The following is a 16,894-nucleotide window of genomic DNA, read 5'->3' as shown; positions in this document are numbered from 1 at the left end:
TGCTCACTGTCAAGTGGCTCATGATTAAATCAGTAGAATACTCGCTGGCATTTATTGATTCAGATAATTACTGTGTTCAAAGAATAGATGCTCAAAAATCTACCAAGCCATTAGTATTACTTGCTTGTGAAATGACAAAGCGCTTTAATTAGCCTCGATCGCGATTAGTAGGCTAATGTAGATTAGCTGCTATAATGCACTTTTTGACCAGACATTTTTCATTATTATAAGGTTCGACAAGTATGTGGCAACGAATTAAGACGGCAATTGTTCTCGTTATTATCGTTGGTATTGCAATGTTTGCGAGCCAAACTCCTATTTTGTTTGCTCCACTATTGGCCATTGGTGTGATTATCGCGGCGCATGAGTGGACCAAGCTGATGCCAAAGTGGCGCCAGCCTGCGGTGTTTGTGGTATTGGTATTGGTACTGACTTTAGTGTCGCTGATGTTCAAAGTCACTTGGTTATTTTGGTGGGTAGCTTCACTGGCTATATGGCTGATGGCACTATCTTGGGTGCGGGTATTTCCAACCCATACCAATTGGTATGGTAGGAAGCTAGCACTGATGGGCGCTGTGATTCTGACAGCATCTATCACTGCTATGTTTTATTTGTGGCAGCTATCAGCATGGTGGCTACTCTACGTATTCTTGCTGGTATGGTGTGCCGATAGTGGTGCTTATTTTGTTGGACGTAAGCTCGGTCGCCGCAAAATGGCACCGAACGTCTCTCCCAATAAGAGTATGGAAGGGCTGGCTGGCGGTCTTGTGACTGGTCTGCTCGTGGTTGTTGTTATTAGTGTCTTCAAACTACAATTAACTGGTGTACCGTTAATCGCATTTGTGTCGCTATCAGCCATCACTATTCTCGCCTCTGTACTCGGTGATTTGTTTGAATCAATGCTCAAGCGCCGCGCTGATGTAAAAGACTCAGGAACGATATTACCGGGGCATGGCGGGATACTTGACCGTATTGATTCGCTATTATCTGCGACGCCAATATTTGCGCTTGGCTTTTGGTCGATACAGCAGCTGGGCTTCATCGTCGTTTAAGAAACTAATGCAGGCTAATTGGTACACGTGAATGAATTGGTTTTTGCCAATAGCTCAGTCTTATTAATTATTATTATAATAAAGCATCGACATAATCTAGCATCGATGCTTTGCTATCATTCATACCTTATTAACTTTCCTGATTTTTTATTTAAATTTTAACAGTAACAATATTGTGGGCACTGATGGTTATGACGCAACGCATCGCCGTATTAGGCGCAACAGGCTCGATTGGCGATAGCACGCTAGCAATTTTGGCGGCGCAACCGCTTAATTATCAAGTCTATGCGCTATCAGGCTATCACCGCTTAGACAAATTGTTTGCGCTTTGCCAACAGTTTTTGCCCAAGCGTGTCAGCGTGCCGACAGCCGCAGTCGATGATTTTGCTGAGCGTCTTAGCGCGGCAGGTCTTGATATCGATGTGGTAGGCGGGGCAGCAGGGCTGGTCGATATTGCTACCGATTTGCAGACGGATACCATTGTCGCTGCTATTGTTGGCGCAGCAGGATTGCCTTCTACCTTAGCCGCCGCACGGGCAGGTAAGCGTATTTTACTGGCAAATAAAGAAGCGCTGGTAATGGCCGGTCAGGTAATGATTAATGCCGTTAAAATGCACAATGCTACCTTGCTACCGCTCGATTCTGAGCATAATGCGATTTTTCAGTGTTTGCCGCTCGCTATCCAACAAGATAATACCCAAATCCATCAGCCAAACCATGGTGTTCGTAAGCTATGGTTAACCGCATCAGGCGGGCCATTTTTGCAGCAGTCATTTGCCCAGATGCAGCAAGCCAGCGTCGCTGAAGCGGTCAAACACCCCAACTGGTCGATGGGCCAAAAGATATCGGTCGACTCAGCAACGATGATGAATAAGGGGCTTGAGTTGATAGAGGCTTGTCATTTATTTGATCTACCAGAAAATAAGATAAATGTCGTCATTCATCCACAAAGTATCATCCACTCAATGGTAGAATATAGCGATGGCAGCTTTTTAGCGCAGCTCGGCAGCCCAGATATGAAAACCCCGATTGCCCATGCGCTCAGTTACCCTGATCGTATCGAGAGCGGCTCGCAGCCTTTAGACTTGTTTGCGTTAAGTGCTCTAGAGTTTATTCAGCCTGATTTGCAGAAGTTTGCGTGTTTGCGTCTTGCCCGTCAAGCTATGCAAGCAGGCACACAGGCAACGATTGTACTCAATGCTGCTAATGAGATTGCCGTCGCTGCATTTTTGGACGGTCAGATTCGTTTGACGGATATTGCCGATATTAATGAGCAAGCCTTAAATGACATACAGGTGCCACCATTAAACGAAACGGCTGACATAGAAGATATACTAACAATTGATAAGATAGCGCGCCATCTTACTGACAAACTTGTGGCAAAGTTGGCATAATCGTAGCAAGAGTTTCTTAGGGTCTGTTGAACATTCAAATATTAGGACTGCTGATTGCTAAAATCGTCCCAAACGTTTTATCAAATCAGGCGTAAACCGACGATAATGTCGAGACCTTAGCTAGGTTTACAACAACGTTTGGGGTGATTTTAGTATCAGCCTTTCAGGGCAGGGCTATTTTTTGCCAATACATGGCGAAATTGTCTACCCTAGAACGACTAGGCGTCAAAAATTTCACTGCGTATTGTCTAAAAAATAGACGCTGCCAGTACCACATTTGAATGTTCAACAGACCCTAGTTTAAAAACGATATTAATAGAAGATGCTAAGAGAAAACACTGAGAAAAGATCATGACGTTTTTATTAACGCTCCTTGCGGCAATATTTGTCTTAGGTCCGCTTATTGCCTTACACGAATGGGGTCATTACATTGTCGCACGGCTCTGCGGCGTCAAGGTGCTGACATACTCTATCGGCTTTGGCCCCAAGCTTTTTGGCTGGACGAGCAAAAAGAGCGGTATTGATTATCGTATCTCAGCGCTGCCGTTGGGTGGTTATGTCAAGATGCTGGATGAGCGTGAAGGCGCGGTAGCCAAAGATGAGCTACATTTGGCCTTTAATCGTCAACATCCACTAAAAAAGATTGCCATCGTTGCCGCTGGCCCTATCATGAACTTTGTTATCGCGATTGCGTTGTTTTGGGTGTTATTTATGACGCCATCAGAGCAGTTGGCGACGAAGATTGGTGAAGTATTACCCGATACACCAGCGGCTATGGCGCAGTTACCCGTTGGTGATAAAATCGTCGCGATTGACGGCCATGAGGTACAAACGTGGGAAGGTATCAATTATCGCCTTGCTGGACGAATGGGCGAGACTGATAATGTCAGCGTTACCTTGCAATCAGAGTCACAGGCTCCCAACGCAACGAAGACTTATCAAGCACCTGTTAAAGCATTTATGCAAGGCGACGCGCAAGGTAAGGACGCGCTAACCAGCTTTGGCATGCTACCATGGCAGCCGCAGATTGAACCAATCGTTAGCGATTTGAGTGCTGATGGTGCTGCCAGTCGTCAAGGTCTGCAAGTTGGTGATCTCATTACGGCTATCAATGATACAGAAATCAAAGATTGGATCAGTGTCACCCGTATCATCCGTGACAATCCTGAGACCTTGCTTAATTTCACCGTATTGCGTGAGGGTAAACCCGTACAGCTTCAGATTATGCCGCAAGGTAAAAAAGACAATCTAGGTAATGACTTTGGACAGATTGGTGCTATGGTGGCGAAGTCTGAGATTATCGTTCCCGATGCCTATAAAACCACCATCGTATATGGCCCGAGTGAGTCATTGGTTAAGTCGTTTGAAAAGACGGAACAATTGGCAGTGATGACGGTTAGCTCAATGGGCAAGATGATCTCAGGTATGATTGGTCTAGACAATTTATCAGGGCCGATTACGATTGCTAAAGTCGCCAAACAAAGCTTTGATATCAGTTGGCAGATGGTATTGTCCACCGCGGCTTTGATTAGCCTGAGCCTCGCCGTACTCAATCTTTTACCGATTCCAGTGTTAGATGGTGGTCATATTGTGTATTATCTCATAGAGCTGATACGCGGTAAGCCTCTGTCGGAAGGGGTACAAATGGTAGGGCTAAATATCGGCTTACTCTTGCTGGCAGGTTTCATGGTGTTAGCAATTGGTAATGATATCAGTCGGCTGTTTTGATGAATCGCAGGGCAACCTAAAGGGTAAGCCGCGATACACTAATGGTTTTGCGCGTATCGTGCGCTGATTCTTGGTAGGCGTGCTGCGCTCTTTTGTATCGCTGTCTCTGTACTAATCGTAATTTTTAGTTTATTTTATGATGCGTTTTATATAAAGTGTCCTGAGTCTCCCGCGAGTGAGTGAATCACTTTACTCGAATTGGGCTAGACAACATGCGCTTTTTAACTTAACTTAAGCAAGTTTTTTATTGACGGATAGTGTTTATGCGTACGCCTTTATTTATGAGCGCGGCTGGGTTGCCGTTAGTTGTAGCGATGATGAGTATGCCGGTACAGGCTGCAGAATTTGTGGTCACTGACATCGGTTTCAATGGTCTACAACGACTAACTCCTGATAGTCTCTATCCGGTTCTACCTATTTCGGTAGGTGATACGGTAAATGACAGTAATCTGGCAGCCAGTATTAAGGCGCTATATGCGACTGATAACTTTGCCGATATTCAAAGCCGTGTCGAAGGCGGTCAGCTACGATTTGACGTCGTCGAGCGTCCAATTATTGCTGAGGTCAATTTTGAAGGCAATAAGCTCATTCCAAAAGAAGGTCTAGAGCAAGGACTTGGCAACGCTGGTCTGTCAGTCGGTGATGTGCTTAAGCAAGCAACATTGCAAGGCGTCGCCAACGAGCTGCAGCAGCAGTATATTAGCCAAGGATATTACAACAGTAATATCGAAGTTGATCAGACGCTGCTAGATGGCAACCGCGTCAAGCTTGACGTGCGCTTTATCGAAGGTAAGCCGGCCAAAGTTGTCGATATCAATGTCATTGGTAACACGCACTTTAGTGATGAAGAAATTAAAGACGTTTTTGCTGTCAAAGAATCGTCATGGACGCGTTTGCTGTCTAAGTCTGACCGCTACGCTAAAGAAAAGCTGGCCGCCAGCTTAGAGAATTTAAAAGCCTTATATCAAAATGATGGTTATGTGCGTTTTAACGTTGACAATGCAGTCCTTAATATCAGTGAAGACAAGCGCAGCGTCTTTATCGAAGTCAGCTTGAGTGAAGGCGAGCAATATCAGTTTGGGGAAGTGAATTTCCTAGGCAAGCCGACATTTGAGACCAATGAGCTTAAAGAACTGGTTACTTTTGCACCCAATGAAAAATATTCACAAGCCAAGCTTGATGCAACGACTGCCTCTTTAAAGAGCCGTTATGGTAACGAAGGTTACTATTTAGCACAAATTCGACCGGTACCACGTATCAATGACGAGACGAGAATGGTCGATGTCGATTATTATATCGATCCAGCACGCCCTATCTACGTACGCCGTATCAACTTCACGGGTAACACCAAAACTCAGGATGTCGTGCTGCGTCGTGAAATGCGTCAGTTAGAAGGCGCGCTTGCCTCTAGCGAAAAAATTCAGTTGTCACGTACGCGTCTGATGCGTACAGGCTTCTTTAAAGCAGTCAATGTCGATGTCAAGCCAGTACCCAATCAGCCAGATCAAATGGATGTGAATTTTACGGTTGAAGAGCAGCCTTCTGGTAGCTCAACGATTGCCGCCGGTTACTCACAGAGTGGCGGTGTCACGTTCCAGTTAGACTTGACGCAAAATAACTTCATGGGTACCGGTAACCGTGTTAAAGCAGCGCTATCGCGTTCAGAAACCCGCGACTCTTATAGCTTGGGCTATACTGATCCGTACTTTACAGAAAACGGTGTTTCGCAGGGTTTAAGCGCCTATTATCGCGAAACCAAGTATGATGACAGAAACGTCAGTAACTATGTCACCGACTCTTATGGTGCCACGCTGAACTATAGCTATCCTGTTGATGAAACCAAGCGGGTTAGTGCCGGTCTAAACGTCGATAAAACTTCAGTACGTGGCGGTCGCTTCCTTGGGGTATCAAACGTTCAGCAGATCATCGATGATGGTGGTTCGTTTGAAAACTTCGTCAATGATGAGGGGGCTGACTCTGGTCGTACTGGCTTCAAAAACGATTATCAAACCTATAACTTACTATTTGGCTGGGACTATAGCACCCTAGATCGTCCCGTATTCCCGACCAAGGGTATGAGTCATACGGTTGATGCAACGATTGGTCTGGGTGATGCCAGTTACCAAAAGCTTATCTATCGCGGCAACATATACTATCCTCTTTATAAGGATGTAGTAGCGCGCGGTTATACCAAGCTTGGTTATGGTAATGACTTGCCATTCTACGAAAACTTCTATGCCGGCGGTTATGGTTCGGTACGTGGTTATGAAGCATCGACATTGGGTCCTAAGTCGCAAAGCTATTTTGATGCGATCAACGATGACAGACGCTTTAGAGATGAAGAAATTGGTGGTAATGCGCTAGTCAGCTTCGGTACTGAATTGATTTTACCTGTACCCTTTAAAGGTGATTGGGCAGATCAAGTGCGCCCTGTACTGTTCGCAGAAGGTGGTCAAGTATTTGATACCACTGATAAAGAAGATCGTACCTTTATCAACCCTAATGACGGCACTGATACCGGCGTACCATTGCTGACCCAAGATGACAGCTTACGCTTTAGTGCGGGTGCAGGTATAACATGGTACACCCCAATTGGTCCAATTTCATTGAGTTATGCTGTACCGTTCGGTGACAAAGAAGGCGATGAGACTGAGAAGGTACAGTTCCAGATTGGTAGCACGTTCTAAATAGCTTAGTATACTCTGAATTATCTAGCACCCCTTAAGTTACCGGTATTTTTTAAATTGGTTGATGGCTTCTATTGAATCAATACCATAAACCAATAAAAAATCAAATCTTCATAGGTCGTTGAGTTGATACTTTAACTTGACGACCCTTTTATTAATCCTAATATTAATGCCAACTATGATAACGATTGAGCAACTTATCACGCGGATTGAGCAGCGTCAGCCTATTGCTAATAAAGCCGAGCTTAGCGCTGAACAGTTACAGCTAACACTCGATAGTGTTGGTAGCTTAACCACTGCTAACGATGCCCAATTAAGCTTTTTGGCAGACCCTCATTATATCTCTAGTTTGACCAATACTCAGGCAGCAGCCGTGTTCGTCACCGCTGAATACCGTGACCAAGTACCAGCAGCATCTATAGCGCTGATAGTGGCAGCGCCTTATTTGGCTTATGCCAGTGCCAGCCAGTTATTTGCCCGTCAAATCCCCTGTGCTGGTATCCACTCTAGCGCGGTCATTGCGGATAGTGCGGTCATTGGTGAAGAGGTCACTATTGGTCCGTTTTGTGTGATTGGCGACAATGTGAGCATTGGCGCTCGTAGTCGTCTTGATGCTCATGTGGTCGTCGAACCCTATAGTCGTATTGGTACTGATTGCCTTATTCAGTCGCAAGTCGTCATTGGTCATGATTGTATTATTGGTAGTCATGTTAGGCTGCATGCTGGTGTTAGCATAGGCTCTGAAGGTTTTGGCTTTGCCCCGACCAGCAATCCTAGCGTAAAGGGTTGGGAGCGTATTGCTCAGCTTGGTCGGGTAATCATCGGTGACCATGTGCGCATTGGCAGCCAAACTTGTATTGATCGCGGCGCCATTGATGACACAGTAATTGGCAATCATGTTATTATTGATAATCTCGTACAAGTTGCCCATAACGTCCGTATCGGTGATGGTACCGCCATCGCTGCTCAAACGGCTATCGCGGGCAGTACGAGTATTGGTAAACGCTGCATTATCGGCGGGGCAGTCGGTATCACTGGTCATATCAATATCACCGACGATGTGACGTTATCAGGAATGACTATGGTGACCAAGTCCATTAAGGTCGCTGGATCGTACTCCTCTGGAACAGCAGCAATGCCAACAGCTAAATGGCGCCGTGCCGCGGTGCGCTTTCGTCAGCTTGGTAATGAGTAGCGTTCATGCAAGTCCTTTAGCCATAAATTTTCAAACAGATCATCTTTAAACACAGCTTTTTAAATAGAGTTTTTTAAATAGAGCAAGGAAGCGTCATTATGAGCAGCAGCCATATCGATATACCGACGGATGAAGACATTAAAAGCTTGGCAGAGCAAGGTCTCACGTTGCCGTTAACTTATCATACGCTTAAGCATTATTTGCCGCATCGTTATCCTTTTATGTTGGTAGATAAGATTATTGCCTGCCAGCCTGGCGAATGCATTACCGGTATCAAAAACGTGACCATTAATGAAGAGTTTTTTAATGGTCATTTTCCGGATGAGCCGATTATGCCAGGGGTATTGATGGTAGAATGTATGGCGCAAGTTTCAGGTGTATTGGGCTTTATTAGCGCGGGATTGACCGCCGAAGATGGTTATTTATATCTGTTTGCAGGGGTGGATAAGGTTCGTTTTAAACGTCGCGTCATTCCTGGCGATCAGCTTATTATCCGGGCCAAAACAGTTATGCAAAAGCGTGGTATCTATAAGTTTGATTGTACGGTTCATGTCGAAAATGAGCTTGCAGCGAGTGCTCAGGTAATGATTGCCCGTCAAGAGCAGTAGCTTATCGTTATTATTTCGAGATAACCACTGGCTAAACTGCGTAAAGATTGCCGCCCATATTGTTAATAGCAAAACTCACTTATAATCTGAACGGGTATTGGCTTAATTTATAACGCTACATTAGTGGTATTTGTTTTACTATTTACTTGCATCAGATGATACAAAGGCCCAAATTATGAGTCAGATCCATCCAACAGCACTCATCTCACCGTCCGCTCAGATTGATGAGACTGCTATCATTGGTCCTTATTGTATTGTCGGTGACGAAGTAACGATTGGTGCACATACCACGCTGCATCGCCATGTCGTCGTGGCAAAACTGACGCGTATTGGCAGCCATAATCAATTTTATCAGTTTGCTAGCATTGGTGAGGATCCACAGGATTTAAAGTATGCTGGTGAGCGTACTTGGCTTGAAATTGGCGATCATAATACCATTCGTGAGGCTTGTAGTTTGCATCGTGGTACTGCGCAGGATGGTGAGCTTACCAAAATTGGTAGTCACAACTTGCTGATGGTAAATACGCATGTGGCTCACGACTGTGTGATTGGCGATCACAATGTATTGGCCAATAACGTCGGCGTAGCTGGTCATGTAACCATTGGCGATCATACGATAATTGGTGGTAACTCAGGTATTCATCAGTTTTGTACCGTTGATGACTATAGCTTGGTCGGTGGTGCCAGTTTGATTTTGAAGGATGTGGCCGCTTTTACCATGGTATCAGGCAATCCAGCAAAGGCACATGGTCTCAATGTCGAAGGAATGCGCCGAAAAGACTGGTCTAAGCACACGATTGATACCTTGCGCCAAGCGTATCGCACGATTTTTAGATCCGGGTTAACGACCGCTCAAGCGCTTGAAGTCTTAAAGCAAGAGCTATTGCCAAAAGAGCCAAAGATTCAATTGCTCATTGATTCCTTACAAAAAAGCCGTCGCGGCGTCGTTCGCTAACCAAACACGAGCTATTGTAGAAACAGCAATTTGTGGTGTTTCAATCTCGAACAGTCGATATACCAAACTGTTGTTAATTAGCGTCAAACTGTCAAAAAGCCATAACCAATTGTTATGGCTTTTTATGTTTATGACTACTTGACTTTTTTGGTCGCTTAGCAGAAACTGAGCGTTTACGATATTGTAAACAATTCTTTCATAATGTTGCTAGGCGCGTCACATTGAGGCGTTAATTAAGTAGCCTGTTATATCAGCAGCTAATTATAATAATCACGGATGATTATAAGCAGCATTAATTGAAGCATGAGGACGGCAAAATGGCTATCAATAAACAAGAACATGCGCAGTGGAGCTCAAGTTTTGGCTTCGTACTGGCGGCAGTAGGCTCGGCAGTTGGTTTAGGAAACATATGGAAGTTCCCATATATGGTTGGTGAAAGCGGTGGTTCAGCTTTCGTTATTGCGTATTTATTCTGTATCGCGCTGGTTGGTTTTCCAATATTAGTCGCAGAATGGTTGGTCGGTCGCCGTGGGCAAAAAAACCCTATTAATACTTTCGCTGATGTCGCCGCAAGCGAAGGCAAGTCACGCAGTTGGGGTATTGTTGGTGCCACTGGTATTTTAGGCGGCTTTTTGATCCTATCTTTTTATAGTGTGATTGGTGGCTGGGCGCTGAATTATATTACTAAAGTCGCAAGCGGTAGCTTCGCTGGTCAAGACAGCGATTCTGTTGCTGCAACCTTTGATGCGATGCTCGCCTCAGCTGGTACGCTGACTGTTTGGCATACCGTATTTATGGCGCTGACTGCTTTAATCGTTGGAATTGGTGTCACCAAAGGTATTGAAGGAACTGCTAAGATTTTGATGCCATTGTTGGGCTTGATTTTGTTCATCATGGTTGGTTATAACGTGATCAATGGTGGCTTTGGTGAGGCAGTGGCTTACTTGTTCACACCAGATCTTAGCAAGCTCACCGCTGACGTTATGCTCGCAGCCTTGGGCCATGCTTTCTTCACCCTGTCCATTGGTATGGGTATTATGGTGGCTTATGGCTCTTATTTGGGCCGCGAAGTAAACTTGCTCAAAACAGCACGAACCGTGGTTATTTTGGATACAGTCATTGCACTAGCTGCAGGTCTGGCTATCTTCCCAATTATCTTTAGTCATGGTCTCGATCCGGCTTCAGGTCCTGGCCTTATTTTTGTCAGTTTACCGATTGCTTTTGGTAGTATGGGCGCAGGCACAATTCTTGGAACCTTATTCTTCTTATTGATTACCTTCGCTGCTATTACTTCATCTGTCTCTTTACTTGAACCGACGGTTGAGTTCTTGGAAGAGCGGACATCGATGAATCGTATGATGGCCACAGTCGTTGCTAGTACGGTGATTTGGCTACTGGGTGTTGCGGCATTGTTATCGTTTAATCTATGGTCTGAATTTACCATTATGGGTAATGGTATCTTTGATGCTTTAGATAAGCTTACCAGTAAATTCCTATTACCGCTGACAGGTCTTGCGGGTATTATTTTCGTTGGCTGGAAAATGGATCAGCGTACGATTCAACAGGAGCTGGGTCTATCTAATGGAATGTGGCAGCTTTGGCAAATCGTTGCTAAGTTCGTCGCGCCAATCGCCGTTATCGTGGTCTTTATTACTACGTTAATGGGCTAGGATTTATACGAATTCAAAGTATTTAAATCACTAGCTTTAAAGATGATAAGCAACAAAAAGGGCTTAAGATAATTCTTAAGCCCTTTCTGTATGTATAGTCAGTGAAAAGTAGTATCGAACCATCACGAATTGCTGATATCCGTTTTTCTTGCTTGCTGTGCTTATGCAGACCCTAGCAATACCATTGCGTTTTTAGGATATTTTGACTATATAACTGTTCCAAAAATACGATTAGCGTAAGTTTAGCTCAGGAACCGTTTGTCCACGCTTGCTATAGAATTCGATGACGAACTCATCGAAGGCGTCTTGTTCGATAGCATCTCTAATACCTTGCATAAGGCGTTGGTAATAACGCAAGTTATGAATAGTCGCCAACTGCGCGCCTAGCATCTCTTTACATTTATTAAGATGGTATAAATAAGCACGGCTAAAGTTTTGACAAGTATAGCAGTCGCACTCTGGGTCTAATGTGCCTTCATCATTGCGATATTGGCTGTTACGGATACGGACGACACCTGCATTGTCTAAGTCGCCTGTCACGAAGTAATGACCGTTACGCGCGTTACGAGTCGGCATGACGCAGTCAAACATATCTACGCCGCGACGGACTGCTTCGACGATATCTTCAGGCTTGCCCACGCCCATTAGGTAGCGCGGCTTGTCTGCTGGCATGGCGTCTGGGATATAATCTAAGACATCCATCATCTCGTCCTTTGGCTCACCAACAGACAGACCACCGATGGCATAACCATCAAAGCCGATATCGAGCAAGCCTTCGAGTGATTGCTGACGCAAATCGGCATACATACTGCCTTGGATGATGCCAAATAGGGCATTGGTGCTGCCTAGCCTATTATGCTCATCAACGCAGCGCTGTCCCCAACGTAGTGAGAGCTCTAACGATTTTTTGGCTTCATCATGGGTGGCTGGGTAGGGCGTGCATTCATCGAATTGCATGACGATGTCTGAGTTCAAGCTATATTGAATCTGCATCGATTTTTCTGGCGAGAGAAACACTTTCGCGCCATCGATAGGGGATTTGAAGTCGACCCCTTCTTCGGTGATTTTACGCATCGCACCCAAACTAAATACTTGGAAGCCGCCTGAATCGGTCAAGATAGGCTTATCCCAATGCATAAATTTATGCAAGCCGCCGAACTTATCGATGACTTCAGTGCCCGGGCGTAACCATAAGTGGAAGGTATTGCCTAGCACGATATCAGCGCCAATGGCTTCGATATCACGTGGTAGCATACCTTTGACCGTACCATAAGTACCGACAGGCATAAACGCTGGCGTTTGCACATCGCCATGATTGAGGTGAACCGTACCACGGCGGGCACGCGTTGTGCCGCTGGCTGTTTTATGTAAGACAAATTGCATATGATAACCGCTATTTACACTATGAAAATGGCGCTAATTATAGCATTGTTAGCGATTTTTTTGGACATCGATGTTTGCGGGTCATTAATATATAGTCAGTGAAAAGTAATATCGAGACATCACGCACTGCTAATATCTATTTTTTTTGCTTGCTGTGCCTGCGCAGACAGAGGCGACAAAAAATTAATATCAGCAATAGCGTAGATTTTTTTAGGATATTTTGACTCTATATCCATTGGTACGTGTGTTACGACAACAACCAAAAGACACAGACAGTGTCGTTCAGTGCTTGTTAAAGTAAAGAATAAATATTAAAACCACTAAACATTGCTGATGAATGGCGGATAAAGAACATGATCGAAGCAACTTATTTTTTACCTAATCGCTCGCTATTTAGTAGCTCATTGTTCAGTAGCCTATTACTAATATCAGGAGCAGCTATGGCGACCGAAGAGCCTACCTATACCGTTTTGACAAAAACGAAGAGTTTTGAATTGCGTCATTATGATGCCCAGTTGGTGGCACAGACTTGGGTAATGGGTGATCAAGATGCTGCCAGTCGTGCAGGATTTAAGATTTTAGCAGATTATATTTTTGGCAATAATACTGCCCCAACTGGTGGCAGTCGTAAGATTAGCATGACAGCGCCTGTTACGATGCAGCCTAATAACAAAAAGAGTGATGGTGATTCGCAGAAAATTGCTATGACGGCACCAGTGAGTATGCAACAAGCCGATGGCAAATGGCGCGTACAATTTACGATGCCAAGCCAATATACGCTGCAAACGTTGCCCAAACCCAATAATCCAAATATTGAGATTAAAAAAGTACCGGCACAGACTTATGGCGTTATTAAATTCTCCGGATTGGCAGGCAGCAAAAAAGTAGCAGAAAAAACCGATGAGCTGCAGACGTGGATGCAATCCCAAAATTTAAAAGTTACTGGCGTGCCGGAACTTGCCCGCTATAATCCGCCATGGACGTTACCTTTTATGCGTCGCAATGAAGTGATGATTGCTTATCAGACAAAATGATCCTTTATCATCAAAAATGACGCCAAAAAAAGACAGCAAGCGCTGTCTTTTTTTGAGCTTAAATTTCAGGAAATAAATTTTAGCTTTTTTGCTCACGAATGATATTTAGCATACGGCGTAATGGTTCGGCCGCACCCCATAACAGTTGGTCACCGACGGTAAATGCACCTAGGTATTCTGGCCCCATATTCAGCTTACGCAAGCGACCCAAAGCTACTGTCAAAGTACCTGTCACTGCCACTGGCGTTAAGCGGTTCATAGCGGCTTCTTTATCGTCTTCAACCAAGTCTAACCACTCATTGCCACTGTTTTTTAGTGCCGCCTCGATTTCCTCTAATGGGATATCTTTCTTAAGCTTAATGGTTAAGCCTTGCGCATGACAGCGCATGGCGCCCACACGGACACACATACCGTCGATAGCAATTTTATCTGCTTCAGAGTTACCAAGGATTTTATTGGTTTCGACGCCGCCTTTCCACTCTTCTTTTGACTGTTTGTTTTCTAGCTGTGCGTCGATATAGGGGATTAGACTACCAGCCAATGGCACACCAAAGTATTGCTTAGGAAAGTCATCTGAGCGTTGAGTCTGGGCGATTTTTTTATCAATCTCAAGGATAGCGCTAGCAGGATCAGCCAACTCATCTTTGACCGCATCGTGTAGTACACCCATGCCGTTGATGAGCTCGCGCATGTTGTTGGCGCCAGAGCCACTCGCTGCTTGATAAGTCATCGCGCTGACCCATTCTACCCAGCCTCTATTAAACAACTCGCCGATGGCCATCAGCATAAGTGATACTGTACAGTTGCCGCCGATAAAGTCTTTTTGACCGTTGGCTAGGGCGCTATCAATAACGCTGCGATTGACCGGATCAAGAACGATGATGCTGTCATCTTCCATACGCAGAGTGCTTGCCGCATCAATCCAATAGCCGCTCCAACTGCTGGCACGCAATGGTTGATGGACTTTTGAAGTGTAGTCGCCACCTTGGCAGGTGATAATCACATCACAAGCAGCGAGTGCATCAATATCATGAGCGTCTTTTAGTTGGCTGGTCTGAATACCATCGAAACTTGGCGCATCACCACCCGCGTTACTGGTTGAAAAAAATACCGGCGTGATACCGTCAAAATCTTTTTCTTCCTGCATACGTTGTATCAATACTGAGCCAACCATACCGCGCCAGCCTACCAAACCTACTGTTAAATCACTCATGAATCTTAATCCTTTTTTACCGTTATTTGTTGCATCGCCAGCCGATAACAATGCCGTGAATAGCCTTAAAAAGCAAGGCGTTTTCGCAGATTTTGGCTGTTTTTCATACACTAATAACTATGCTCACTATAACTTTACGTTATTATTATAAAACCGCTATTATATCGGTTGTACTCATGTTGCATACAGGAGCAGTAAGAGTGATGAAAAATATAACAAGCTCACTGTTTTATATCAGTTGAAATTGTAACGTTTTATGCTCAGCTGCGCATAATTAAGGCTCAATAGTAGGCGATAGTGTTATGAAATGCTAAAGTAAGCACCTACGATTGACTTAGATAATCATACAAGCGTTAGTCATTAACGAACGATGAGTATAAGAATCATTGGTTTGATCATCCACTTAATAAACGGTTACTACACATTATGGATCTTTCATGGATCTTTCCCTCTTATATTATGGCGCGCAGTGTTTAGCTGGTTTCATCGCGTTTGTGACGATTTGGGGTTGGTTGCCCCTTGATAACTGGTGGGTGCGCGGCGTTGAGTTTCCCCGTATTCAAATAATGGTGCTGGGCGTCGTTGCTTGGGTTGGCATGCTGGTATTTTGGCCAGAATGGCAGTTAGGGCAGTGGCTATTGTTTGTTATATTAAGCCTGATGTTAGCTTTTCAGTTAAGAATGGTACTGCCTTATACTAAATTATGGAAAAAAGAAGTTCAACAGGCTAAAGATAAGCCAGAAGATCAAGATCACCAACTCAAAATTATGGTGTCAAATGTCTTAACCCCTAATGACGAAACGCAAAAACTGGTCGATTTAGTCAAGCAAAGACAGCCGGATATTTTAATTACCCTAGAAAGTGATAATAAGTGGGAAAAAGCCCTGCAGCAAATTGAGCCAGACTATCCGTATACCGTAAAAGTACCGCTGGATAACATGTACGGCATGCATCTGTATTCTAAGCTTGAGCTGATAGATCCTAAAGTCAAATATTTAATGATTGATGATATTCCCTCTATCCACACGCAGCTGCGCTTACAAAGCGGACGAGTGATTTGGTTATATTGTTTGCATCCTATGCCGCCAAGCCCGACGGAAGCGGATAAATCAACGACTCGTGATGCAGAGCTGCTTATGGTTGGCAAACATATCAAAGAAAATGAGCAAACGGCGATACTTGCTGGCGATCTTAATGATGTGGCTTGGTCAAAGACAACGCGCCGCTTCCAACGTATCTCAGGTCTACTAGATCCTCGTATTGGTCGTCACTTTATCAATACCTTCCATGTCAATTATCCGTTTTTACGTTGGGCCCTGGATCATATCTTCCATAGTGCTTGCTTTACCGTGGTTGATATCAGACGTTTGCCCTCTATTGGCTCCGATCATTTTCCGGTCATGACGACCTTGCAATATGAGCCAGAAGAAGCCAGCAATCAAGAGCAAAATGCTCCTACTGCTAATGCAGAAGATGTTAAAGAAACAGAAAATAAAATCGAAGCTGGCAAAAAAGAAGGTTGTAAAGTCTCAAAAGAGCATGCAGCAGAGCAGTCGTAGTTAGAGAATGTCCTAGTATTTTCGCTAAACCTTTATAGTCGTAAGGGCTACGCCAATAGGCTTCCTTAAAACGTAAGCAAATGCTTACGTCAAATAAGGTCTTTAGCCTCTAGTGGTCTCTAACCAATTGCCCTACAATACAATCATCAACACAAGGATAGGCAAGGATGCAGTGTTGAGGCAGTGACAATCCAAGCACAGGTCAGCCCGCTGTCTTATAAGTTACTGTTTACGACTTAGGATAAGTCAGAATGGAAGAAATAATAATAATAACATGAAGCGCCATAGCCCCGAACCAATCGCCCTAGGTTCGGGGCTTTTCTTTGTGTATTATTATGAGCTGATAAATAAAGTAGCAGTTTCTAGCATATCAAATGATATCAGCAGTGCATAATGTATCAATATTACTTTTCACT

The 16,894-nt window shown here is 44.4% G+C and carries 12 protein-coding genes; 10 read left to right on the top strand and 2 right to left on the bottom strand.

Annotated features, from left to right (window positions below; genetic code table 11):
- Positions 1-242 precede the first annotated feature (242 nt).
- From HQR03_RS01905 to HQR03_RS01870, 8 genes are all read left to right on the top strand, one after another.
- On the top strand, positions 243-1,052 hold the full coding sequence (locus HQR03_RS01905; RefSeq protein WP_101211693.1) for a phosphatidate cytidylyltransferase: 810 nt from the start codon (positions 243-245) through the stop codon (positions 1,050-1,052).
- Positions 1,053-1,237: 185 nt separating this feature from the next.
- The gene (gene ispC / locus HQR03_RS01900; RefSeq protein ID WP_173238947.1) at positions 1,238-2,446 is read left to right on the top strand and encodes a 1-deoxy-D-xylulose-5-phosphate reductoisomerase; all 1,209 of its coding nucleotides are present in this window, start codon (positions 1,238-1,240) and stop codon (positions 2,444-2,446) included.
- Positions 2,447-2,797: 351 nt separating this feature from the next.
- Positions 2,798-4,174: an RIP metalloprotease RseP gene (rseP, locus tag HQR03_RS01895; RefSeq protein ID WP_173238946.1), complete on the top strand. Its 1,377-nt coding sequence runs from the start codon at positions 2,798-2,800 to the stop codon at positions 4,172-4,174.
- Positions 4,175-4,437: 263 nt separating this feature from the next.
- Complete coding sequence (gene bamA / locus HQR03_RS01890) at positions 4,438-6,861, top strand: outer membrane protein assembly factor BamA (RefSeq protein ID WP_173238945.1); 2,424 nt, start codon at positions 4,438-4,440, stop codon at positions 6,859-6,861.
- Between the two features lie 178 nt (positions 6,862-7,039).
- The gene (gene lpxD / locus HQR03_RS01885) at positions 7,040-8,056 is read left to right on the top strand and encodes a UDP-3-O-(3-hydroxymyristoyl)glucosamine N-acyltransferase (RefSeq protein WP_173238944.1); all 1,017 of its coding nucleotides are present in this window, start codon (positions 7,040-7,042) and stop codon (positions 8,054-8,056) included.
- A 98-nt stretch (positions 8,057-8,154) separates the two neighbouring features.
- Positions 8,155-8,664, top strand: a complete 510-nt coding sequence (fabZ, locus tag HQR03_RS01880; RefSeq protein ID WP_173238943.1) for a 3-hydroxyacyl-ACP dehydratase FabZ — start codon at positions 8,155-8,157, stop codon at positions 8,662-8,664.
- Positions 8,665-8,839: 175 nt separating this feature from the next.
- A complete protein-coding gene (gene lpxA, locus HQR03_RS01875; RefSeq protein ID WP_173238942.1) occupies positions 8,840-9,619 on the top strand; it encodes an acyl-ACP--UDP-N-acetylglucosamine O-acyltransferase in 780 nt (259 codons plus the stop codon).
- Positions 9,620-9,936: 317 nt separating this feature from the next.
- Positions 9,937-11,289 (top strand): sodium-dependent transporter, encoded by a 1,353-nt coding sequence (locus HQR03_RS01870; protein WP_025650522.1) that lies wholly within the window; start codon positions 9,937-9,939, stop codon positions 11,287-11,289.
- 231 nt (positions 11,290-11,520) lie between these two features.
- Here the strand turns inward: HQR03_RS01870 and tgt are convergent, their stop codons facing one another.
- Positions 11,521-12,672, bottom strand: a complete 1,152-nt coding sequence (gene tgt, locus HQR03_RS01865) for a tRNA guanosine(34) transglycosylase Tgt (RefSeq protein WP_173238941.1) — start codon at positions 12,670-12,672, stop codon at positions 11,521-11,523.
- 440 nt (positions 12,673-13,112) lie between these two features.
- On the opposite strand from tgt, the gene HQR03_RS01860 reads away from it, so the two are divergent.
- Positions 13,113-13,706 carry an SOUL family heme-binding protein gene (locus HQR03_RS01860; RefSeq protein WP_173238940.1) on the top strand — a complete coding sequence of 198 codons (594 nt, stop codon included), beginning with the start codon at positions 13,113-13,115 and terminating at the stop codon, positions 13,704-13,706.
- 79 nt (positions 13,707-13,785) lie between these two features.
- Here HQR03_RS01860 and asd read toward each other — a convergent pair whose 3' ends face one another.
- On the bottom strand, positions 13,786-14,919 hold the full coding sequence (asd, locus tag HQR03_RS01855) for an aspartate-semialdehyde dehydrogenase (RefSeq protein ID WP_173238939.1): 1,134 nt from the start codon (positions 14,917-14,919) through the stop codon (positions 13,786-13,788).
- A gap of 437 nt (positions 14,920-15,356) precedes the next feature.
- Here asd and HQR03_RS01850 point away from each other — a divergent pair, with 437 nt between their 5' ends.
- Positions 15,357-16,478, top strand: a complete 1,122-nt coding sequence (locus HQR03_RS01850; RefSeq protein ID WP_173238938.1) for an endonuclease/exonuclease/phosphatase family protein — start codon at positions 15,357-15,359, stop codon at positions 16,476-16,478.
- Positions 16,479-16,894: the final 416 nt, after the last annotated feature.

The organism is Psychrobacter okhotskensis (genome assembly GCF_013248965.1).
Taxonomy (GTDB): domain Bacteria; phylum Pseudomonadota; class Gammaproteobacteria; order Pseudomonadales; family Moraxellaceae; genus Psychrobacter; species Psychrobacter okhotskensis.
Note: the sequence above shows the minus strand (reverse complement) of the source record. Positions and strands in the feature narration are given on the sequence as shown.

Coding starts and splice junctions, on each gene's coding strand:
- asd (WP_173238939.1), bottom strand. CDS start 14,919: ATGAGTGATTTAACAGTAGGTTTGGTAGGCTGGCGCGGTATGGTTGGC.
- HQR03_RS01850 (WP_173238938.1), top strand. CDS start 15,357: ATGGATCTTTCCCTCTTATATTATGGCGCGCAGTGTTTAGCTGGTTTC.
- tgt (WP_173238941.1), bottom strand. CDS start 12,672: ATGCAATTTGTCTTACATAAAACAGCCAGCGGCACAACGCGTGCCCGC.
- bamA (WP_173238945.1), top strand. CDS start 4,438: ATGCGTACGCCTTTATTTATGAGCGCGGCTGGGTTGCCGTTAGTTGTA.
- lpxD (WP_173238944.1), top strand. CDS start 7,040: ATGATAACGATTGAGCAACTTATCACGCGGATTGAGCAGCGTCAGCCT.
- HQR03_RS01905 (WP_101211693.1), top strand. CDS start 243: ATGTGGCAACGAATTAAGACGGCAATTGTTCTCGTTATTATCGTTGGT.
- HQR03_RS01870 (WP_025650522.1), top strand. CDS start 9,937: ATGGCTATCAATAAACAAGAACATGCGCAGTGGAGCTCAAGTTTTGGC.
- ispC (WP_173238947.1), top strand. CDS start 1,238: ATGGTTATGACGCAACGCATCGCCGTATTAGGCGCAACAGGCTCGATT.
- fabZ (WP_173238943.1), top strand. CDS start 8,155: ATGAGCAGCAGCCATATCGATATACCGACGGATGAAGACATTAAAAGC.
- lpxA (WP_173238942.1), top strand. CDS start 8,840: ATGAGTCAGATCCATCCAACAGCACTCATCTCACCGTCCGCTCAGATT.
- HQR03_RS01860 (WP_173238940.1), top strand. CDS start 13,113: ATGGCGACCGAAGAGCCTACCTATACCGTTTTGACAAAAACGAAGAGT.
- rseP (WP_173238946.1), top strand. CDS start 2,798: ATGACGTTTTTATTAACGCTCCTTGCGGCAATATTTGTCTTAGGTCCG.